A 17,012-nucleotide genomic window follows, 5' to 3' on the forward strand; every position below is an offset into this window, starting at 1 on the left:
GAACGCGCGCAGAAGCCGATGCTGCGTTGGCCGTTTTCTCCGAAAAGTATGGCGTCAAATACCCAAAAGGTGTTGCCTGCCTGACAAAGGACAAAGAGGCGATGCTTGCATTCTTCGACTTCCCAGCTGAGCATTGGGGCCATCTGCGCACCTCGAACCCGATTGAAAGCGTGTTCGCCACTGTTCGGCACCGAACGGTGAGGACCAAAGGGGCGCTGTCACAAAAGACCGCAAAACTGATGGTCTTCACCCTTATTCAGGCAGCATCGAAAAAATGGCTGCGCCTCAAGGGCAGAAATCAGTTGCCAAAGGTTATCGAAGGAATCAAGTTCACAGACGGTATCGAACACACAAACGATACCGAAAACCGCGCCGCCTGATGATGCGCGTCACCCAAATTCAAGCATAGCTCTTTCATCCGGTTGCTGTACCACTCAGTTCTCAATGACATTCAACATTGAGAGGCGCCTGACCGGCTTTACACTGGCCAAGGCGGTAGCTTTCGCCAGTGTCATCGCCAAGATGTTGACGTAGTTGGTCAGGCGGCCGAAGAGCGCGCTGGTCAGCGCGTTCTGATCCAAAGGTTTCGGTCCATTCGTCGAATGGCAGGTTGCTTGTGATCAGCGCAAAGCCGCGCGCGTAGCGTCGGGAGATCACCTAGAACAACGACTCGGCGCCGCGGTTTTGCTCGGCGGGATCACACAGGTCCTGAAACGGAAAATGGCGGCGTAGGTTATACGAGCATATCCCGTTAAAACGCGGGGACTACCCTTCTAAACGGTCCCCCCAAGAGACCCTTCCAAAGTTGCCAGTTCTTGGCCGCCCGCCATAAGGTCCTGCAATTCCTCCGGTGTGATTTCACCCCGTGCAGCAGTGCCATAGGTTTTGCCGCGATTGAGAACGGTAAACCGATCTCCGACAGCCATGGCATGCCGCACGTTGTGCGTGATGAAGACGACAGCGATGCCTTGCTTGCGGACCTTGTCCACAGTCGACAGCACATTTGCGGTCTGACGTACACCAAGGGCTGACGTTGGCTCGTCGAGGATCAGGACCTTCGCGCCAAAATGCACGGCACGCGCAATGGCCACGGTCTGACGCTCGCCGCCCGACAATGTACCGACCGCCTGATCAGGGCCACGCAAGTTGATCCCCATTGCGCGCATCTCGGCCATCGTGGTCTCATTCGCGCGTTCATGGTCAAAGAAAGGGATACCGGCGATCCGCTTTACCGGTTCATTGCCCATAAAGAAGTTCCGGCTGACCGACATCAATGGAATCATAGCGAGGTCTTGGTAAACCGTGGCAATACCGGCGTTGATGCTGTCGCGCGGATCCTCAAAATGCATCGGCTTGCCTTCAAACAGGATTTCGCCATTGGTCGGCTTGTGAACGCCCGACATTGTTTTGATAAAGGTCGATTTGCCTGCACCATTGTCGCCCAAAAGACAGTGACATTCGCCCGGATAAAAATCAATCGTGACACCGTTAAGCGCAATGACAGAGCCAAAATGCTTCTCGATGTTCTTCATTTGAATGATAGGTTCCATCAGCGTTCTCCCGTAATCATGCGGCGAATGTACGTGTTGAGGATCACAGCAAGCAGCAAGATCACACCCAGGAATACCCGGAAAAGCGAGCTTTCAACGTTTGCAAAGAACAGGCCCTGCTGGACCACACCAAAAATCAGGGCGCCCAATGCAGCGCCGACAACCGATCCATAACCACCCGTCAAAAGCGCGCCGCCAATGACCACCGCAATAATTGCTTCAAATTCCTTGAGAATGCCGCGGTCCGCGCCCGCAGAGCCAAACTCCATCACCTGACAAACCGCAAAAACGGTAGCACAGAATGCGGTGAACATAAACATTTTGATTTTAACGGCATTTACCGGAACTCCGACATAACGGGCTGCTTGCGCATCACCGCCTGCCGCAAAAATCCAATTTCCGAAACGCGTGCGGGTCAGCACAATGTGGCCTACAACAACCAACCCTAACGCCCAAACGATGAGCATGGGAATCCCGTCGACAACGGGCTGTCCCTTGAGATTGCCGCGCGCAAACACGGAGATGACGCCGATATCGCCAAGCCATTGAAACAAACCCGTCAGAATCTTGCCGCCAAAAATCGGCGCGAGCCAGTCACCCTCAGCAGCTTCTCTTATGCCGCCAATGATGGTCTTGCGCTCAAGCGTCTGTGGAATGAAAATGGTAAAGCCGCGCAAAATAAACAGCGTCGCCAGAGTTACGATAAAACTGGGCAGCCCCGTGCGCACGACAATGTAGCCATTAAGAGCACCGAACGCGATACAAATGGCAAAGGTGATCAATATCGCGGCCCACATAGGCCAACCCAGAGAGACACCGAAAACCGCTATCATCATGCCGGCAAAGCCAATCATCGACCCGACCGAGAGGTCAAATTCGCCCGCAATCATCAATAGGCAAGCGCCCACCGCGATAATCATGAACTGGGCCGAGACGACTGACCAGTTCATCACACCCTGCGCACTGAACATCCCGCTATCAAACGCAAAAAGAAGAAAGAAGGTGAAGACGGCAATGATGCCGACAATCCCACCCAACTCTGGGCGGATCAGGGCGCTGCGCAAGGACGAAATCTGTTTGATGCGCTCGTCGGCGGAAGACGTGTCAGACATATGGATGATCCTAAGATGAAATAGGCGGGAAAAGGGCGGTCCCAGCGCGAGCCAAGGCCGCCCAAATACAGATCGACTTAGCGGTACTCGCCTGCGAACTCTTCAACTTTTGTCAAGGCGTCTGCGGTTACAAAACCTGGGCCCGAGTTGATGTTGTTGCCTGGCAATACGCCGTAACGGTCATAGTTCGTCAGAACCACGACAGGCAGGTAGGCCTGCAGGAATGGTTGCTGATCAATGCCCCAGTTGATCACACCCGACTTCAGGGCTTTGACGATCTCTTCACCAAGGTCAAACGTTCCAAAGTAGATGTCACCAGCCATGCCGTTCTCTTCGAGAGCAAGGATGGTCGGGTCAGCAGACGTCGGCCCAAGCGTCAAAATGGCATCTGTTTCCGGGTTAGCAGAAAGATACGCGAGAACACGGTTTTTGATCTCGGATGGATCCTGACCGGAATCGATCATCTGGTTGCCTAAATCGACACCCAGACCATCTGCAAACCCCTGGCAACGCTCCGTAGAAGACGGCGAGCTGATGTAGTGGTTCACACAAAGGAAAGAACCGACACCATCGCGTGCAGCGCGCTGTCCAGCGGCAAGACCCGCGTCATACTCGGGCTGACCGACATACATCAAAGCGCCGACTTCGGCGGCCTGCGCAGGTGAGCCGGAGTTCATGATAATGACGTCGATGCCCTGATCAACCGCCGCTCTGATCGGACCGGACAGCACGTCAAAGTCGGCAAGCGTTGTGATAATGCCATCGGGATTAGAGGCTGCTGCCTGCTCGATGATACGCGCCATGTCAGCAAGGTCACCTGTTGGCGGATTACGATACTCTACATTCACGCCCATTTGCTCACCAGCGAGCGCGATACCGTTCTTGACGGTGTTCCACCAACTATCAGAATCCGGTGCATGGCTGACCAGAATATATGACAGGTCGTCGCCGTGCGATTCAGCGGATACCAGCATCGGCGACGCAATAACTGCGGCCGTGAGCATCAGCTTTTTCATCGTAGATTTCATTTTGATTCCTCCCAAGGATACCATTTTTATTGGCAAAAAAGAGCAGACCTCCCCGCCCTATGCAGAGACAACCATGGATTCGATATCTTTGCAACCGGTTGCAAAATGTTGGCGCGCATTTTTTAGTGCAGCCCGTACCGCGTTTCGATAGACCAGAGCGAAGATTGACCAAACAGGATTAGAAACAGAGATGACACCAACCCTCAAAGATGTCGCGGCGCGTGCAGGCGTTTCCCGCTCTGCGGTGTCTCGCACTTTTACCGATGGGGCATCTGTTTCACCCAAAATGCGCAAAAAGGTCGAAAAAGCTGCCCGCGAGCTGGGCTACAGCCCAAATTTCCTTGCACGCAGTTTAACGACACGCCGCACAAAACTAATCGGTCTGGTCTCAAATAACTTCCACAACCCTATTTTTCTTGAGGTCTTTGACCTCTTTACGCGTGGCCTCCAAGATCGTGGATTGCGTCCACTTCTGGTTAACCTCAGCAGTGAAACCGATCCCGAACATTCGGTGCAGATGCTCACGCAATACTCCGTGGACGGCGTCATCGTGGCCTCATCCACCCTGCCGCCGGCCTTTTCCAAGGCATTCCGCGACAAGCGCATTCCGATCGTCAATACATTTGGCCGCTACGCCAGCAGCCCCGACGTGCATGTGGTAGGTATCGACAATGTAGAAGCCGGGAAAACGGCCGCGCAGGAACTCTTGGCAAGAGGCTACAAGAACATTGCATTCCTAGGCGGGCCTAAGTCAGCAACCTCGACCCAAGACCGTTTTAAAGGGTTTTCCGAGGAGATCGCCAAGCACCCCCATGTGCGTCAAACCCACTCGTTTGCAACAGATTATTCCTTCCAAGCGGGCCGTGCAGAGATGCTTCGACTGTTGGAAACCGGGCCTGCAGAAGCCTATTTCTGCGGTGACGATGTTTTGTCTATTGGCGTCCTGAGCGCCATAAAAGATGCAGGTTTAACTGTCCCACAAGACGTCGGTATCATTGGCCTGAACGACATGGAGATGTCCAGTTGGGAGAACATCGCGCTCACCACGATCCACCAGCCCATCAAGCAAATCGTCAACTCGTCGGTGGAATTGATGGTGGCGATGTTGGATGAACCGGACCGCCACCCAGAGGCCCGGCTGTTTCCGTGCCGTGTGATCGAGCGCAAGACGTTGCGCCCGCGCACCTAGCGAAAGATGCTGGGGCGTGCATCCATCCATGCGCCATTATCTTTCGCGGATGCGACCGACGTGTGAACAGCGGCCATTGAACGAACCCCATCAGATGCGGTCGGCAGACCGTCTCGGGTCTCACCGTTGATCGCGTCAGCGATATCGCAATAGATGTTCGCGACGGCCAAGGGGAAGCCCTCAGGATGGGCAATTGATACGCGGCTAAGACGTTGCGCGTCTGCGTGCAACCCGCCTTCACCCTTCTCAATGATCTGCGTGCGGCCGCCAACTGGCGTATAGATTAACTGATTGGGTTGCTCCGACGTCCAGCGAAATCCTCCGGTTTCGCCAAAGACTTGTATGTCGAAACCATGCTGACGCCCAATGGCAACGGACGACGTCCAAAGACGCCCGACCGTGCCGCCGGTCATGCGGAAATTGACCATCGCATCGTCTTCAAGAACGCGACTGGGGATTGTGGACGCGAAGTCAGCCGAGAGGGTTTCGACCTGATCGTCGCAGATGAAACTTGCCATATGCATCGCGTGAATACCGCAATCTGCGAACTGCCCGGAAACGCCAGCCATTGCCGGATCGTACCGCCAACGGACCCGTGGATTGTCAGCATCAGCCGCATCTGCGTGGTGGCCGTGGCTGAAGTTTGTGACGACAAGACGAGGCTTGCCGATCTCGCCTGCACGGACCATGGCGCGGGCCTGACGCACCATGGGATAGGCCGAGTAACAGTAGTTTACGGCACAAATTTTCCCCGTGTTTTCAACGACTCGTACTATTTCCTCACCTTCCTCGACGGTCATCGTCATCGGCTTTTCGCACAGCACGTGAAAGCCCGCCTCAAGGAAGGATTTGGTGATTTCAAAGTGTGTGGCGTTGGGTGTTGCCACTGTGACAAGGTCGATGCGATCATCGCGCGTTTTCTCACCCTCGAGCATTTCCCGCCAGTCGCCATATGCGCGATCTTGCGCGATCCCGAGGCGCCCGGCATAGTCGCGGCCAACGTCTGGACGATGGTCCAAAGCACCTGCTACGAAATCAAAGCGCCCGTCAGCAAGGGCGCCAAGGCGATGTGCTGGCCCGATTTGGCTGCCTTCGCCGCCGCCAATCATGCCCCATTTCAGTTTCGTCATAAGTCTTTCACTTTCCCAAAAGTCGCTGTGCACAGGCTGTGCACCCAAAAATCAAAACCCGATGGACTGCAAATACTCGCGATTTGCGCGCGCATCCTCAAGCGGCGTCCCCGGCATAGATGGGTCGCAGTCTTGCTCTACGGTGCACCATCCCTCAAATCCATGGCTCAAAAGAACCTGACGGACCGCAGGGAAATCGACGTCGCCTTGGCCCAAGTTAGAAAAGATACCCTGCCCACATGCCGTGTAGAAATCGGTGCGGTTCGCCACCACCTGCGCCTTTACGGTGGGGTTGATATCCTTGAAGTGCATATAGCTCACCCGGTTCATGTGCTTTTTCATGAACGCAACCGGGTCAAATCCCGCGTAAGAGTGGTGCCCCGTATCGAAGCAGATTTTCAGGATGCCCTCATCGACCTCGTTCAAGAGCCGCTCCAACTCTGGCTCAAAGTCCATGAAGCCTGCGGCGTGTGCGTGTATGCCGACGGTAAGGCCATATTCTTCAGCGCCCATTTTAGCGATGGTCGCAATGCGGTCACGGTAGGCTGTCCACTCGGCCTTGTTCATCTGTTCGGCTTCGGTGGCGCGTCCTGCGGTGGGGGCGCGACGCGGGCTGATGCTGTCGATCAGCACGAGGTGCTGCGCCCCGTGCGCCACCAGCGCCTTGCAGGTCCGCACAGACGCGTCCATCACGTCATCCCACATTGCCGCATCGTGGAAGGCGCGGAACACCACGCCGCCGATGATTTCCAAATCGCGCTCGGCCAGAGCAGGCGCCAGAACACTGGGGTCCTCGGGCATGTAGCCGATTGGACCAAGCTCAATACCTTTGTACCCTGCACCTGCACATTGATCCAAAACGGATTGCCACGTGGGATAGGAAGGGTCGCTTGCAAATTCGATGCCCCAAGAACATGGTGCATTGCCTATTTTTATAGTCATTAGTGTGCCTTTCGCAGGTACTATAGGGACGCTACATCAATCCAAGTCTTGGTCCGCGACGAAACCATGGCGGCGGCCACGACTTGGTTTACCGCCATGCCATCGGTAAATGTGGGCCAGACGGGGGTGTTGGTTTCAATGGCCCGCAAGAAATCGCGGGCCTCGATGATGATCTGATCTTGGTAGCCGGTGCCGTGCCCTGGCCCTTGGCAAAAAGGGGCGTAGTCGGGATGCGTCGGGCCCATCAGTATCTTGCGAAAACCACGCGTCGCCTCGGGCTCGTCTGCGGTATAAAGCCAAAGCACGTTCTGATCTTCCTGATCGAAACGGATCGCACCCTTGGTGCCGGTCACCTCATAAGCATAGCCCATTTTCCGTCCGTGACTGGCCCGGCTAAAATACATCTGGCCCATAGCACCACCCGCAAACCGACACATCATTTGCGCATGGTCGTCGTTGGTGACAATGCCGCCGGGCCGCGTTCTATGGATCGTTTCGACCTCGGCAATAAGCTTGCCTATTGGCCCGATCAGCGCCAGCGCCGCGTTGATCATATGAGGCGCGAGATCACCCATCGTGCCGTTCGCGTCGCCATTTGTCCGCCAGTTGGCGGGGGACTGCGGATCAGCGAGAAAGTCTTCTGTATGCTCACCTCGGAACCATGTGATATCACCGATCACACCATCTGCGATCAACTTGCGCGCAAACTGGCTGGCGGGCGTGCGGATATAGTTGAAGCCCGCCATGCTGATCTGGCCGTTGGCAGCCTTGACCATCGCGCAGCTGTCTTCAAGGGATGCGCCCAGAGGTTTTTCGCAGAAGACCGGCTTGTTCAACCGAAACGCAGCTTCTGCGATAGCGCGATGAGTAGCTTGCGGCGACGCGATCACCACGGCCTCAACTGCGGGATCGTTCACCAGCACTTCCCAGTTGTCCGTCGCGCGGGCGAATCCAAAAGCGGCGCGGTACTTTTCAGCAGATGCGGGATTGCTGGCGCAGACCATTTCCAGATGCGGACGCAGCTTGGTGTTGAACACAGCACCAACTGCGGACATCGCAACAGCATGCGCCTTTCCCATGTAACCACCACCAACTATGCCAATGCCAATTTTCGCCATTTTAAGCCATCCGCCCTGAATTACGGTTTGCAACCGGTTGCAAAATAAGTATCGTTAGATTCGAAACCACGCAAGATGCAATCGCCCGGACATGGGTTTGAAAAGAGACAAAGCATGACTGATAGCACAATTCAGCTGACCACAGCGCAGGCGATTATCCGTTACCTGGATGCCCAGTTCATCGCAGTGGACGGCGTGGAAATGCGTGTTTGTGGTGGCGGCTTTGGCATTTTCGGTCATGGCAATGTGACCTGTCTTGGTGAGGCGCTTTATGATGCGCGTGCGACCTTGCCGCTGTATCGCGGGCAACACGAACAAAGCATGGGATTCGCAGCTGCAGCTTATGCAAAAAAATGGCTTCGTCAGCGTTTCATGCTTTGCACGGCAAGCGCGGGCCCCGGAACGGCGAACCTTTTGACCAGCGCTGCCCTTGCACACGCCAATCGCTTGCCGATGTTGATGCTGTGCGGTGATGCCTATTTGACCCGCCTGCCAGACCCAGTCTTGCAGCAGCTAGAGCATTACGGAAACCCCACGCTCGGCGTAAATGATGCGTTCAAAGCGGTGAGCCGTTTCTGGGATCGCATCACCCACCCTGCCCAGGTGTTGCAATCGTTACCTGCGGCCCTTGCCACAATGCTGGACCCGGCCGATTGCGGCCCTGCATTCATTGGCTTGCCGCAAGATGTTCAGGGTTGGACCTTTGATTACCCCCAAAGCTTTTTTGAAAAGCGCGTGCACCGCATTCGCAGGCAAGCACCTGATGCCGCCGAAGTCACCGATGTTGTTGCTTTGCTCGGTGCGGCTGAACGGCCTGTGATTATTGCAGGTGGTGGCGTGCAGTACGCTGGCGCAGTCGCCGAACTGACAGCCTTTGCCGAAGCCCACGACATTCCCGTCATCGAAACGATCGCAGGGCGTGCAAATCTGCGCCAAGATCACCCGCTTAATATCGGGCCAGTTGGCGTGACCGGATCAGATAGCGCCAATGCAATCGCCCAGAAGGCGGACGTGATTTTGGCCGTCGGCACGCGCCTGCAGGATTTCACCACGGGTTCCTGGACGGCCTTTGCGAAGGACGCCAAGATCATTGGCATGAATGTAGCGCGCCATGACGCGGTAAAACACTTGTCGATGCCTTTGGTCGGCGATGCGAAGCTGGGACTTGCCGCTTTGGCGGCGTTGGGCGACTACACGGCGCCTGCGACATGGGTCGATTTTGCCAAGCGCGAGCGGGTCAAATGGGTGGCTTATACCGATAAGATTACCACCCCATCCAATGGCCCAAATTCTTATGCGCAGGCCATTCGCGTGATAAACGACTTGTGTGATCCGCGCGACCGTATTGTGGCGGCGGCTGGCGGCCTACCCGCAGAGATAACGGCCCATTGGCAGACCAAGGATATCGGCACGGTCGATGTCGAGTTCGGCTTTTCTTGCATGGGCTATGAGATCGCGGGCGGCTGGGGTGCCCGCATCGCGCAGTTCGAGCAGGAGCCCGACAAGGACACGATCGTGTTCACCGGTGACGGTTCTTACCTATTGATGAACTCAGACATTTATTCGTCCGTTTTGACAGACCGCAAGCTGATCATCTGCGTGCTCGATAATGGTGGTTTTGCGGTGATCAACAAGCTGCAGAACAACACTGGCAATGAGAGTTTCAACAATCTGATCGCGGATTGCCCGACTGTGCCTGCACCCTTTTCAGTGAACTTTGAAGCGCATGCAGCCGCCATGGGCGCCAATGCCGAGACGGTGGCCAATCCTGCCGAATTGGGCGCCGCGTTCAAACGGGCCAAAGCCGCCGACAAAACAAGCGTTATCGTCATGAAGGTGGACGCGTATGACGGCTGGACGACCGAAGGCCACGCATGGTGGGAAGTCGGCACGCCGCACGTGACCGACCACCCAAAGGTTGCCGAAAAGCACGCCGAGGTTGAAGCAAGTCGCAGCAAACAAAGAAAGGGTGTCTGAATGAAGCGCTTTACCGCTGCCACAGTCGGCAATACCGAGGGTCGCAAGAAATGAAAGATGTGATCTCCCAGATCATGCAAAACCACTTTGTCGTGGTTGGCCGCGTCGGGATGGATCTATATCCCGTTGTGGGTGTCGAGACTGAGAATGCCACCAGCTTTACCGCCGACATGGGTGGATCGTCAGCGAACATCGCGGCGGGTCTGGTAAAACTTGGCGGGAAAGCCGCGCTCGTGACCCGCACCTCGGACGATGCGGTCGGGCGGTTTTGCCTGAATAAGCTGGCGCACTACGGCGTGGACGCAACTTATGTGACGCCAGTGGGCGGCGAAGCGCGAAATTCATTGGCCTTATATGAAAGCCGTGTGGCGGGGCATCAATCAGTGATTTACCGCAATGGTGCTGCTGATTTTGAGATGACACAAGCCGATGTGTCAAACGTGGATTACAGTCAGTTTGGTGCATTGATTGCGGCAGGCACCGTATTTGCCGCAGAGCCTTCGCGCAGCGCCTCTTTCAAGGCGTTCGCATTGGCGCGCGCCGCTGGATTGCCCGTGATTTTCGACGTCGATTACCGCCCTTATTCCTGGCCAACGCCGCAAGTCGCCGAAGATGTGTTGTCGCGTGCGGCAGCGCTGTCGGACGTGATCGTCGGCAACGATGAAGAGTTTGGGTTCATGGCTGGCGGCAGTGATAAAGGGCTTGAAAAAGCCCGCGCCTTGGCCGCCTCAACTGCCAGTATCGTCGTGTATAAAATGGGTGAACATGGCGCAATTACCATCTCGGCCGAAGGCGAGATGCGCACGGGCATTTACCCTGTCACCGCATTGAAGCCCACAGGGGCCGGTGACAGCTTTATGGCGGGCCTCCTGTCGTCGATTGCTGCCGGGCATGACCTGAAAACTGCCGTGCTGCGCGGCTCTGCTTGCGCTGCGATCGTTGTGGCGAAAGCGGGCTGTGCGCCCGCGATGCCTTACCCTGCCGAGCTTGATGAATTTATAGCGTCCCACGCTGGTCCAACTGACGTAACCTAAGGAAAAGACATGCATATCGCTCCTCATGACAATAAAAATATCCCCATTGTGGATGCCGATGATCCGTCTGTTCCGCTCAACTATTTCAACATCGTAAAGCTCAAGGCGGGCGAGGCATTTGAATATCAGGTGCCTGGTTACGAGACCTGCATCGTGCCTGCGACAGGCACCGTGGATGTCGAAATTGAGGGCCTGAAATTTGCAGCCGTTGGCAACCGTGTTGAAAATGTTTGGGACGGTGAGCCCGAAGGCGTGTATGTGCCTGTTGGGGCCAAGGTCACGGTCATTGCCATGACGGACACCGAGACGTTCGTCGCCGGTGCGCGGTATGACAAGGTATTAGACCCGTTTGATGTGCGCGTCGCCGAGTTGGACAAGGTGCAATACGGGTCGGACGACACCAAGACCCACCGCAAGATCAAGCATATTTTGGGCACCAAATATCACGGTAAGGTTGGCCGTTTGCTGGTGTCTGAATTGTTCACCGTTGGTCAGGGTGGCTGGTCCGGGTTCCCCGCACATAAACACGACACCGACCGTAAAGACGCCGATGGCAACATCATCGAGACACGCCACGATGAGACCTATAACTTCCGCTTCAAGCCAAACCATGGCTCTGGCGTGCAGATTATTCAGCGCGAGGAGGGCAAGCCGGGTGATGCGTATCAACTCATGGATGGCTCCACAATTACTCTCGACAGCGGCTACCACCCCTGCGCCGTTATGCCCGGATATGAAATGTATTATTTCACCATTCTGGGCGGTCTTTCGCAGCGCAGCTTGGTGCAGTATTTCCAACCAACCCACGCCTATCAAGTTGAGACCATCCCCGGCATCAAAGATATGATCGCGAAATTCAAATGACACTGGCAACATTGGCACAAGTCCTTCAACCCGCACTTGCAGGCCGCTACGCGGTGGCGGGTTTGGTCACGCTGGGCTGGGAAGACATGCGCGCCTATGTGGCGGCGGCCGAGGCCGAGGGGTGCCCCGTAATATTGCAGGCCGGACCAAGTTGTCGGGCCCATACCCCATTGCCCATTTTGGGCAAGATGTTTCGACATTTGGCCGAAGAAGCAAGCATACCCGTCGTCGCGCATTTGGATCATGGCTATACAATAAATGAGTGTCGCGAGGCGCTCGAGTCCGGGTTTACGTCGATCATGTATGACGGATCACGCAAGCCCTTGAGTCAGAACATCGACGAGACTGCCGAGATTGTACAAATGGCCCATGCGATGGGCGTTTCTTGCGAAGGTGAAATAGGCTTTGTTGGCTACTCGGGCGGCGAAAAATCGGCTGGCACCGATCCCGCCGAGGCCGCAAAGTTTGCGCATCAAACAGGCGTGGACGCGATGGCCGTTTCTGTTGGCAATGTGCATTTGCAGCAGGACCAAGAAGGCGGGCTTGATCTGGAACGCATACGTGCGATCGAAGCTGTCACATCTGTGCCGCTTGTTATCCACGGCGGCTCTGGCGTGCCTGTTGCTCAGCGCACCTTATTGGCGACGACCTCGTCCGTTTGCAAATTCAACATCGGCACCGAGTTGCGTATGGCCTTTGGTGCGGCCTTGCGCGAGGCAGTAGATGCCGACCTGTCTCGCTTTGACAGGCTGACGATCCTGAAAGAAACACATGATCCCCTAGTTGCGGCCACCCGCACTGTTTTGCGCGCTTTTCGCGCCTCTGAGAAAGCATAAGATATGATTAACGTCGGTATTCTGGGGTGTGGTCGCATTGGGCAGGTCCACGCAAGGTCAATCTCACAAGTTGGCGGAGCCAAGGTTCTTGCCGTCGCAGACGCCTTTCCCGCTGCGGCCCAAAACCTTGCGGCAAGCACGGGTGCAGTTGTGCAAAGTGCGGATGATTTGATCGCAAATCCCGACGTTCAGGCCGTTGTGATCGGGACGCCAACCGACACCCACTATGATTTGATCCATGCTGCTGCCCAGGCTGGTAAGGCTATTTTTTGCGAAAAGCCCGTCGATATGTCGTCGGAACGCATACGCGAATGCATGGCCATTGTCGCCGCGAACGATGTGCCGTTTATGACTGGGTTTAATCGCCGCTTTGATAAAAACTTTGCAAACATCCGCAGTCGCATTCAGGCGGGCAATATTGGCGCGGTTGAGATTGTGACAATCCTGTCGCGCGATCCCAATCCCCCACCGATCAGCTATATCAAAAGCTCTGGCGGCATCTTCCGAGACATGATGATCCACGATTTTGACATGGCGCGTTTCTTGTTGAATGAAGAGCCCGTGATGGTCTTTGCCGTTGGTTCCGCCCTTGTAGATCCCGAGATCGGCAAGGCCGGCGATGTGGATACGGCGGCGGTCACGTTGACCACCGCATCTGGTCAAATCTGCCAAATCAGCAATTCGCGTCGCGCAACATACGGCTACGATCAACGCGTGGAGGTTCACGGTTCGCTCGGCATGTTGCGTGCAGCAAACGTTCTCGAAGATACCGTAGAAATTGGCACGGCTGCGGGATTTGAGACGGCTCCGACGCTCAACTTTTTTCTCGAGCGTTATGAAGCTGCCTATCTTGGCGAAATGGCCGCGTTCATTACGGCTCTTGCGCATGGCGCGCCTATGTCTCCCACAATCGAAGACGGCTTGCGCGCGCAACTCATTGCGGACGCGGCGGCGAAAAGCTTGCTTACGGGCGCTCCAGTCATGCTTTGATGTGTTGGTCGGCTGTTGCCACGATGTTTGGCGTGTCGATCGCGCAAAGCATAGCTGAACCCGTCTCAGTTTGCCGCTGACGACATGAAGTTTTGCTGTGCAAAGTTGTCACATCGCGTTGATGGCCCTTTGTCAGATGGCCACCGTTGCCTTTCATTGGCGATCTACGGCCCGCCAACGATGGTCGGCATCGCTGTCAATCTGCACGAAAATCCAATCCAAATGCCAGCAGAACTGCCTCATAACAAGCCCGTGTAGCCCCCATCAAATTGTCGCAGACAATGCTGTCGCTTTCGGTGGTGGTGCCTCGTTGATCCCATGAGTGACACGCGCCTACCCCACCAGTGATGCTTTGACCATTGCGGCAGCCGCTGACATGACCGTCGCAATCGGCCAGACTTTTGCGGAAAACCTTCTGGCCCGACCTGTTGGGCGGCTTACCGGACTGGTGCGCTGCCGTTCTCGCCAAATCCCTTGGGTACGGGAATGTCAGGCAGTTCGGCGGCGCGTTTTTGCAAAGCCCGACCTATCACGACGCGGCTGATCTCGGTCGTGCCATCAACGATGCGCAACATCTGCGCAAGACGTGATAGGCGGTCCAAACCATAGGGTTGCAACAGACCCATGCCGCCCAGAACTTGTGTGCAAATGTTTGCAGCCTTCACTGCGGCATTAGGCACAAAGCGCTTGGCATGGGCCGCCATCAGGGGACCTTGGGGGGTGCCAAGAGCCTCGGCTGCCCTTCGATAGAGCAGGCGTGAGACCTCGAGATCAGTCGCGACCTCCCCCAGCATCCATTGTATTCCATCGAGATCGAGGTTCTTGCCGCCGAACATTTTACGGTTTTTTGAATAGGACAGCGCCGTATCAAGCGCGGCCTGCATCAGACCACAGCAGCTGGACGCAATGGAAACGCGCGCGATATCAATTGCCATAAGCGAACCTTGCAAGCCCTGACCAACTGGTAAGATGATGTTGTCTTCGCTCACCCGCACTGCATCCATGTACATCTCGGATATCGGCAGGAACGAATACGAGGGCGTTTCGTAGCGCGGGCCAAAGCTGAGGCCTTTGGCGTCAGCGGGAATCGCGATCATGGCCATGTCCTTGTGGCCCGGCGCATCACTTGTCTTAACAACGGTAAAATAGATGTCAGCTTCCGTCGCGAGGCTGACCCAAGCTTTGGAACCGCTGATCGTCCATGTGCCATCGCCATTGATTGTAGCGCGCGAATACATATTCACCGGGTCCGACCCGGACTGAGGCTCGGTAAGAGCAAAGTTTGCCAGCTTGCGTCCCGAAGTCAGGTCGCGCGCCCACTTGTCCTTGAATGTTTCGGTGCCATAGCCGCAACCTGCGAAGGTGCAAATATTATGCATTGATAAGGCAAAGGCATAGGCTCCGTCACCCATGCCCAGTTGTTCGTAAACCTGAATGCCCTCGGACAGCGGCAATCCTTGGCCACCAAGTTCAAGCGGGGCGTAAAGCCCTGTAAGTCCCGCCGCGCCAGCCTTGTCGGAAGCGTCCCGAGGCCATTTCTTAGTAGCGTTCCAGCCGTCAACATTTGGTTTGATCACAGTTTTCGCGTGGTCCCGTGCCGCCGCCAAAATGGTGTCTAAGGTATTGGTCATGGGTTTTTCTCTTCTTTTGTAAAACCAGCAAGAAGTGCCGTTTTAAGGTAGAAGTTCCTACACTGCCCCGTCGGGCCGGCGCGGAAAATACTTTCAATTTATGTTATTCTTCTCTGTGTTAGCTTCTTTCTAGCAGTCAGACGCGCTCAACAACATCTCATCACATGCCAAGAAACTATCAAAAAGTGACAAAATATGTGTCTACTAAAAAACGTTGGACCAAACGGAACACGCCGCTTCTAGCCCCGCACATGTCTATAAGAGCTGGGAGTACCATGCGTCCATCGCAGGAATGCACGGTGAAAATTAGCTGCCGACGAAAACCCGATATCTTGCGAGATTTCTTCGATGCTCTTGCGGCCCGCCTGTAGATCGCGGATGGCGATGTCGCGCCGCAAACCGTCTTTGATTGCCTGAAAACAGGTGCCGTCGGCATCCAACCTGCGCATCAACGTGCGTGGTGTCATATTAAGCGCCTGCGCTGCGTGAGCCAGATTGCAGTTGACCCACTGCGACCGTGACAGGAATTCCCGGATAAGCAGCGATTGCGTGTGCTCGTGTGAATTTGTGAATATCCAGTCCTGTGGCGCATTTTTTAGAAAATCTGCAAGGTCCGCCGCACTCCGCGACTGCGGAGGACCAAGTTGCCCCGGATCAAACGAAATCGCGCTGGCAGGTGCGCCGAATTGAGAGGGCGCTGGAAAGATGACCGCGTAGTCCTCTGCAAACTCCGGACGATCAAAGGCAAAGTCGACCACCATAACCGGCACTTCATAGCCGGCAAGCCATGACATCAGCCCATGGGCCAGCTTGAGGATGAGCATATGTCCGAACCGCTGGACCGAAACGTCGCCAGATGGACACAGGACCAGTCGCAGACAATCGTCGCTGTCCGTCAGCTTGAACTGGTAGTCGTCCAGAAGCAGGTTCCAGAATGTCGAAAACCTGTACAAAGCGGATGGCAGCGAGGCAGCCTCGCGCACGGATGTCAGTAGATGCTGCAAGGCGCGCGGACGAATAGGTCGGCTCCAAAGTCCCATCATCTCGTCGCCCGTCTCGACTGCGGCGATCTGATAAAGGCGCACGACTTGATCAAGCGTGACCCGAGTATGGGGTTGGCGTTGATCTGCGACAAGACCCGAGCGTTGCAGAAACGATGCCACCTGAACATCCGACCAAGAGCCCCGCAGGGCTGACACCCAATCGTCGATGAACTGTATTGAAACAGTCGAAAGGATAGTGGGCACAGGACTTGTCATCGTGGTTATATCCCTATCACCAAGCCACGCCGCGCAACACGCATTATTACCGACGGGCTGAAATTTCACTGTTACTGGACGCCTTTCCCCCTGTGTCAGGGAAGTTGTCCGCTGCTCTATTTTTGTCTAATTTTCAGGAGGGCGGGATAGGACGATGATTTGGGATATTCACTGGAACGAAAATCGGCAGTGCTGAAGCGGATGTTACCGCCGAACAACATGGCCATTCGGCAGTTGTCGCAAGAGGAAGGGATTTCCGAGGCGGCACTGCACAAGTGGCGGGCTGAGGCACGCGGTAAGGGGCAGCTTTTGCCCGACGCTGATGCTGGCCCCGAGGGCTGGTCGTCACGCG

At 55.7% G+C, this 17,012-nt stretch carries 16 protein-coding genes and 1 pseudogene; 8 read left to right on the forward strand and 9 right to left on the reverse strand.

Annotated elements, in window-relative coordinates; genetic code table 11:
- Positions 1 to 380 (forward strand): transposase (locus QZ196_RS15385; RefSeq protein ID WP_296428001.1); only part of this gene is annotated, 380 nt, incomplete at its 5' end.
- Positions 381 to 441: 61 nt separating this feature from the next.
- Here QZ196_RS15385 and QZ196_RS15390 read toward each other — a convergent pair.
- The 4 genes and pseudogenes from QZ196_RS15390 to QZ196_RS15405 form a co-directional block, all read right to left on the reverse strand.
- Positions 442 to 678: pseudogene (locus tag QZ196_RS15390) on the reverse strand (ATP-binding protein); the annotation flags it as partial.
- A 95-nt stretch (positions 679 to 773) separates the two neighbouring features.
- A complete protein-coding gene (locus tag QZ196_RS15395; protein WP_296428003.1) occupies positions 774 to 1,550 on the reverse strand; it encodes an ATP-binding cassette domain-containing protein in 777 nt (258 codons plus the stop codon).
- On the reverse strand, positions 1,550 to 2,662 hold the full coding sequence (locus QZ196_RS15400; RefSeq protein ID WP_296428005.1) for an ABC transporter permease: 1,113 nt from the start codon (positions 2,660 to 2,662) through the stop codon (positions 1,550 to 1,552). Before QZ196_RS15400 ends, QZ196_RS15395 begins: the two co-directional genes overlap by 1 nt.
- A 77-nt stretch (positions 2,663 to 2,739) precedes the next feature.
- The gene (locus QZ196_RS15405) at positions 2,740 to 3,690 is read right to left on the reverse strand and encodes a sugar ABC transporter substrate-binding protein (RefSeq protein WP_296428007.1); all 951 of its coding nucleotides are present in this window, start codon (positions 3,688 to 3,690) and stop codon (positions 2,740 to 2,742) included.
- 190 nt (positions 3,691 to 3,880) lie between these two features.
- Between QZ196_RS15405 and QZ196_RS15410 the strand changes: the two genes are divergently transcribed.
- Positions 3,881 to 4,879, forward strand: coding sequence for a LacI family DNA-binding transcriptional regulator (locus QZ196_RS15410; RefSeq protein ID WP_296428009.1), 999 nt, complete (start codon positions 3,881 to 3,883; stop codon positions 4,877 to 4,879).
- Here QZ196_RS15410 and QZ196_RS15415 read toward each other — a convergent pair.
- From QZ196_RS15415 to QZ196_RS15425, 3 genes are read right to left on the reverse strand one after another with little or no spacing between them, the layout of a single operon-like run.
- Positions 4,876 to 6,009, reverse strand: a complete 1,134-nt coding sequence (locus tag QZ196_RS15415; RefSeq protein ID WP_296428011.1) for a Gfo/Idh/MocA family oxidoreductase — start codon at positions 6,007 to 6,009, stop codon at positions 4,876 to 4,878. The genes QZ196_RS15410 and QZ196_RS15415 overlap by 4 nt on opposite strands.
- Positions 6,010 to 6,060: 51 nt before the next feature.
- Complete coding sequence (locus tag QZ196_RS15420; RefSeq protein WP_296428013.1) at positions 6,061 to 6,951, reverse strand: TIM barrel protein; 891 nt, start codon at positions 6,949 to 6,951, stop codon at positions 6,061 to 6,063.
- Positions 6,952 to 6,971: 20 nt separating this feature from the next.
- Positions 6,972 to 8,069, reverse strand: a complete 1,098-nt coding sequence (locus QZ196_RS15425) for a Gfo/Idh/MocA family oxidoreductase (RefSeq protein ID WP_296428015.1) — start codon at positions 8,067 to 8,069, stop codon at positions 6,972 to 6,974.
- 114 nt (positions 8,070 to 8,183) lie between these two features.
- Between QZ196_RS15425 and iolD the strand changes: the two genes are divergently transcribed.
- The 5 genes from iolD to iolG are packed head-to-tail and all read left to right on the forward strand — an operon-like array spanning position 8,184 to position 13,770.
- Complete coding sequence (gene iolD, locus QZ196_RS15430; RefSeq protein WP_296428018.1) at positions 8,184 to 10,046, forward strand: 3D-(3,5/4)-trihydroxycyclohexane-1,2-dione acylhydrolase (decyclizing); 1,863 nt, start codon at positions 8,184 to 8,186, stop codon at positions 10,044 to 10,046.
- Positions 10,047 to 10,096: 50 nt separating this feature from the next.
- Positions 10,097 to 11,080 (forward strand): 5-dehydro-2-deoxygluconokinase, encoded by a 984-nt coding sequence (iolC, locus tag QZ196_RS15435; protein WP_296428020.1) that lies wholly within the window; start codon positions 10,097 to 10,099, stop codon positions 11,078 to 11,080.
- 9 nt (positions 11,081 to 11,089) lie between these two features.
- Positions 11,090 to 11,944 carry a 5-deoxy-glucuronate isomerase gene (locus QZ196_RS15440; RefSeq protein ID WP_296428023.1) on the forward strand — a complete coding sequence of 285 codons (855 nt, stop codon included), beginning with the start codon at positions 11,090 to 11,092 and terminating at the stop codon, positions 11,942 to 11,944.
- Positions 11,941 to 12,780 (forward strand): class II fructose-bisphosphate aldolase, encoded by an 840-nt coding sequence (locus QZ196_RS15445; RefSeq protein ID WP_296428024.1) that lies wholly within the window; start codon positions 11,941 to 11,943, stop codon positions 12,778 to 12,780. The genes QZ196_RS15440 and QZ196_RS15445 overlap by 4 nt, the downstream gene beginning before the upstream one ends.
- Before the next feature lie 3 nt (positions 12,781 to 12,783).
- Positions 12,784 to 13,770: an inositol 2-dehydrogenase gene (gene iolG, locus QZ196_RS15450; RefSeq protein ID WP_296428027.1), complete on the forward strand. Its 987-nt coding sequence runs from the start codon at positions 12,784 to 12,786 to the stop codon at positions 13,768 to 13,770.
- A 437-nt stretch (positions 13,771 to 14,207) separates the two neighbouring features.
- Here the strand turns inward: iolG and QZ196_RS15455 are convergent, their stop codons facing one another.
- A complete protein-coding gene (locus QZ196_RS15455; protein WP_296428029.1) occupies positions 14,208 to 15,401 on the reverse strand; it encodes an acyl-CoA dehydrogenase family protein in 1,194 nt (397 codons plus the stop codon).
- 239 nt (positions 15,402 to 15,640) lie between these two features.
- Positions 15,641 to 16,660 carry an AraC family transcriptional regulator ligand-binding domain-containing protein gene (locus QZ196_RS15460; protein ID WP_296428031.1) on the reverse strand — a complete coding sequence of 340 codons (1,020 nt, stop codon included), beginning with the start codon at positions 16,658 to 16,660 and terminating at the stop codon, positions 15,641 to 15,643.
- A gap of 159 nt (positions 16,661 to 16,819) precedes the next feature.
- Here QZ196_RS15460 and QZ196_RS15465 point away from each other — a divergent pair.
- On the forward strand, positions 16,820 to 17,012 hold a 193-nt coding region (locus QZ196_RS15465), incomplete at its 3' end, for a transposase (RefSeq protein WP_366510988.1).

The organism is Yoonia sp., from assembly GCF_017854565.1.
Classification (GTDB): Bacteria; Pseudomonadota; Alphaproteobacteria; order Rhodobacterales; family Rhodobacteraceae; genus Yoonia.